The organism is Ligilactobacillus sp., from assembly GCF_036846325.1.
GTDB lineage: Bacteria > Bacillota > Bacilli > Lactobacillales > Lactobacillaceae > Ligilactobacillus.
On the sequence record NZ_DAIUCE010000046.1, the window covers coordinates 9,260 to 13,860 of the forward strand.

3 protein-coding genes are annotated in these 4,601 nt (G+C 46.1%); all 3 read right to left on the reverse strand.

The window, feature by feature from the left end:
- Positions 1 to 84: 84 nt before the first annotated feature.
- A complete protein-coding gene (trmFO, locus tag V7Z60_RS05790) occupies positions 85 to 1,395 on the reverse strand; it encodes a methylenetetrahydrofolate--tRNA-(uracil(54)-C(5))-methyltransferase (FADH(2)-oxidizing) TrmFO (protein ID WP_334116900.1) in 1,311 nt (436 codons plus the stop codon).
- 17 nt (positions 1,396 to 1,412) lie between these two features.
- Positions 1,413 to 3,536 (reverse strand): type I DNA topoisomerase, encoded by a 2,124-nt coding sequence (gene topA, locus V7Z60_RS05795; protein ID WP_334116901.1) that lies wholly within the window; start codon positions 3,534 to 3,536, stop codon positions 1,413 to 1,415.
- An 84-nt stretch (positions 3,537 to 3,620) separates the two neighbouring features.
- Positions 3,621 to 4,505 carry a DNA-processing protein DprA gene (gene dprA, locus V7Z60_RS05800; RefSeq protein WP_334116902.1) on the reverse strand — a complete coding sequence of 295 codons (885 nt, stop codon included), beginning with the start codon at positions 4,503 to 4,505 and terminating at the stop codon, positions 3,621 to 3,623.
- Between the last annotated feature and the right edge of the window lie 96 nt (positions 4,506 to 4,601).

The window sequence follows — 4,601 nt, forward strand, 5'->3', positions numbered from 1 at the left end:
CAACCCATTTCTGAGTTACACCGTAAAGGCATTAAACTAAAACATCCTTATGTGTCGTTGTCATCGGCAAGTCCCCTTTTTGTTTTACAATTCGTTTTCCAATTTGTACTTATCAAGAATATCCAAAGCCCGTTTGGATAATGCCAGGTTTCTTTCACGCTTGTCGCGAATTTTCTGTGAAAGACGCGGCACGATTCCAAAATTGGCATTAATCGGCTGAAAGTTTTTGGCACTTGCATGCGTGATGTAATGAGCCATTGCTCCCATCATCGTTTCAACAGGGAAAACCAGCGGATCCCTGTCTTCAATCAACCGTGCCGCATTGATGCCGGCATAGAGTCCGCTTGCAGCACTTTCGACGTAACCTTCGACGCCGGTCATCTGACCTGCAAAAAGCAAATCTGAGCGTTTTTTCGTCTGGTAGGTATCTTTCAGGAATTCAGGCGAACGCAGATAGGTGTTTCTGTGCATGACGCCATAGCGAACAAACTGTGCATTTTCCAAACCGGGAATCATTGAAAAGACGCGCTTTTGCTCTCCCCATTTGAGATGGGTCTGGAAGCCGACAATATTGTACAAATCGCCAACGGCATTATCCTGGCGCAATTGAACTACCGCATAAGGTTCCTTGCCTGTTCTAGGATCTTCCAGTCCGACAGGTTTTAGCGGACCGAACAGCATCGTTTTCTTTCCGCGTGATGCCATCTGTTCAATCGGCATGCATCCTTCAAAGAATTTCTCGTTTTCAAAGGCATGCAGTTCGGCAGTTTCAGCATTAATCAGTTCATTGTAGAAGTTTTCGAACTCCTTTTCCGTCATCGGGCAGTTGAGGTAGGCGGCATCCCCGCGATCATAGCGTGATTTGAGATAAACCTTGTCCATGTCAAGCGAAGCCTTTTCAACGATTGGTGCGGCCGCATCATAGAAATAAAGGCCTTCGTCACCCATGAACTTCTTGATTGAATCTGCAAGCGAGTCTGAAGTCAACGGACCTGTCGCAATGACCGTCAAGCCTTGCGGCAATTCCTTGAGTTCTTCTTCGATGACCGTAATATTTTCATTTTCATGCAACGTCTTTGTGACTTCACCGGAAAAAGCATCACGATCAACTGCCAAGGCTCCGCCAGCAGGAACGCTGTTTTTATCAGCGGCTTTCATTATCAATGAATCAAGCTGTCGCATTTCTTCTTTTAAAAGTCCGGCTCCGTTAGTCAATTGATTGGCTCGCAGAGAATTTGTGCAGACAAGTTCTGCAAAATTTCCCGTATGATGAGCCGGTGTGTTCTTTTTCGGACGCATTTCGTAAAGCCTTACCTTAATGCCTCTCTTAGCCAGCTGCCAGGCAGCCTCGCTTCCGGCAAGGCCTGCTCCGACCACGTTAACGCATTTTTCCATTAAAATCCTCCGTTTGGCTATTTTTGAATAGCTTCTTCATAATCGTTATTTGGACACTTGACCTGCATACCCTGTTTTGTTTTCTTTTCAATCAGGAAATGTCCGCACTTAGGACAATCTCTGGCAATCGGCTTATCCCATGAAATGAAGTCACATTCAGGATACCTGTTGCAGCCATAGAAAACCCTGTTCTTCTTTGATTTGCGTTCAATGATTTCACCGCGCTTGCATTGCGGACATTTGACACCGATTTGCTTAACGATGGCCTTGGTGTTGCGACAGTCAGGAAAACGACTGCAGGCATAAAACTTGCCGAACCGCCCCATTTTGATGACCATCGGAGCCCCGCAGATTTCGCAGTCAAAACCCGCAGGTTCGTCTTTTATCTTGACTTTAGCCATTTTCTCCTCAGCAGTCTTGACTTCGATTGAAAAAGGCTTGTAGAATTCGTCAACGACTTTAATCCATTCCTGCTTTCCTTCTTCAATTTCATCCAGCTGATCTTCCAATTCAGCCGTGAATTTGACATTCAGGATATCAGGGAAGCATTTGCCAATCATATTGTCGACAATTTCTCCCAGCTCCGTCGGTTCAAATTTTCTCGCAGCCAATTTGACGTAGTAGCGCTTCTGAATCGTATTCAAAGTCGGCGCATATGTCGAAGGACGACCAACGCCGTTTTCTTCGAGCGTCTTGATCAAAGTGGCTTCTGTAAAGCGTGCCGGCGGCAAAGTGAAATGCTGATTGGGCTGATTCCTGCTCATAATGACCTCATCACCGTTTTCCAACTCCGGCAGCATGTTGTCCTTATGCTTTGAGTCAGTATAAACCTTCGTAAATCCGTCAAATTTGAGCTTTGAACCGGTTGAACGATAGGAAATGCCGTTTTGCTCAAGATCAACGCGCATCGTATCAATAACGGCGGGCGTCATCTGACTGGCAACAAAGCGTGACCAGATCAACGAATAAAGCTTCATCTGATCCTTGTCAAGATATTTTTCAAGCGATTTTGGTGTTCTCAAAACTGAAGACGGCCGGATTGCCTCGTGTGCATCCTGGGCTCCTTCGGCAAGCTTGCCTTGACGCGGTTTGACTGCGGCATAATTTTCACCGTACTCAGAATGGATAAACTCCGACGCTTCATGCTTGGCAACTTCAGAAATACGCGTCGAATCAGTACGCATGTAGGTAATCAAACCAACGGCACCGCCACGGCCGATGTTGATGCCTTCATAAAGCTGCTGAGCAACCATCATCGTCTTTTGAGTTCTGAATTTCAAATTGTTGTTTGCAACCTGCTGCATCGTTGAAGTCGTAAAAGGAAGCGGAGGCTGTCGCCTGCGTTCTTTCTTCTCAACATTGGCTACCGTAAACGGCTTTTTCGTATCGATGCGTTCAATGACGGACTTGACGGCATCGTTATTCGGCAAAGCAGCCTTCCTGCCGTCAATGCCGTAAAAAGAGCCCTCAAATTTTGAGCGGCCTTTTTTGAATTCGGCATCAATCGTCCAATACTCTTCAGGCTTGAAATTTCTGATCTCCTTTTCGCGCTGAATAATCAGGTTCAAGGCGATTGACTGCACGCGTCCCGCGGAAAGTCCCTTTTTGATTTTTGACCATAGCAGCGGAGAAATCGAATAACCCACCAGACGGTCGAGTGCCCGTCTGGCCTGCTGAGCATCAACCAGGTTCATATCGATCGCGCGCGGGGTCTTAAAGGCATTTTTAACCGCATCTTTCGTAATTTCATTAAATACGACGCGATTCTTGTCCTTTGGATCCAGTCCCAGCAAATAGGAAAGATGCCATGCAATTGCTTCTCCCTCGCGGTCCGGATCGGCTGCAAGATAGACGTGGTCGGCCTTTTTGGCCTCCTTGCGCAATTCCTTGATCACGTCGCCTTTGCCCCGAATTGAAATATAGTGCGGCTCGTAATTGTTTTCAACGTCAATTCCCATCTTGCTTTTGGGAAGATCGCGAATGTGCCCTAAACTTGCCATTACCTTGTAACGATTGCCGAGATACTTCTCAATCGTCTTGGCCTTTGAAGGCGATTCCACGATGACAAGACTCTTCTTCGGAGTCCTCCTGGTTGTTTTCTTCTTTGGTTTTGCTTTAGTACTGCCGTCCTTAGTTGGCATGAACCCAACTCCTTTTGCTTTTCTATTACGCTGATATCCGTTCAGGCTTTTTATTTAACGTCTTAAATAAATTCGATACCAATGTTAAGGTAATTTAATGTGATTTGTCAAGAAATTTGAGAATTCTTCAATAATATCTTCCGAACACAATGCAGGTTTAGCCCCGGCTGCAATCAACTCGTTCGTTCCCTGCGACAAGGGATCGGTAATTTTCCCGGGAATTGCCAAAACATTGCGATTTTCCTGCAAGGCAACGTTTGCGGTAATGAGCGTTCCACTCCTGTGTCTTGCCTCAACGACCAAAATAGTCTGAACAAGCCCCGCAATGATACGGTTACGATACGGAAAATGAAATTTCAGAGGCTGCGATCCAAGCGGGTATTCTGTCAGCAAAAGCCCCCTGGCGGACACTTCATTTTGAAGCATCACGTTGCCCCTTGGATAGACAACGTCGAGTCCGGTTCCGATGACGGCGATCGTTTTGCCGCAACAGTTCATCGTCATTTGGTGCACGATGCTGTCAATGCCCTTCGCAAGCCCGCTGACGGTGACGATTCCCTGCTTGATGACGTCCGGCAAAAGCAGTTTCAGACTGTCTTCTGCGTACGGTGAATGAACCCTTGAACCTACTACTCCCAGGGCCGGTTCGTTCACCAAGTCGAAATCTCCCTGAAAGTAAAGCACGACCGGGGGATGATAGATTTCCTTCAGGCACTTGGGATAATTACGATCGATAATCGTTGCGACTCCTGCATATTCAACGTTTTTTTGATATAATCGTTCAATTTCGGGACTGAATGCCTTTTGAAAAATCCTCTCAAGTTCAAACGATTTTCCTTCAATGAATCCTTCCGCTTCGGAAAGGTCTGGAATTCTGTCGTTTCGTTTGATGAATTCAGCGATTGAAAGCTGGATTGAATAGGGAACTCCCATGACGCTCAGCTTGATCAAAAACTCTCTTTTGTTCATAACGCAAACCTGCCTTCTTTACTCTTTATATACTAAGTAAAGGCGCAAAAAAGCAGCCGGGTTATTTAAGATATTTTGATTTGACCGGCTCAAAAG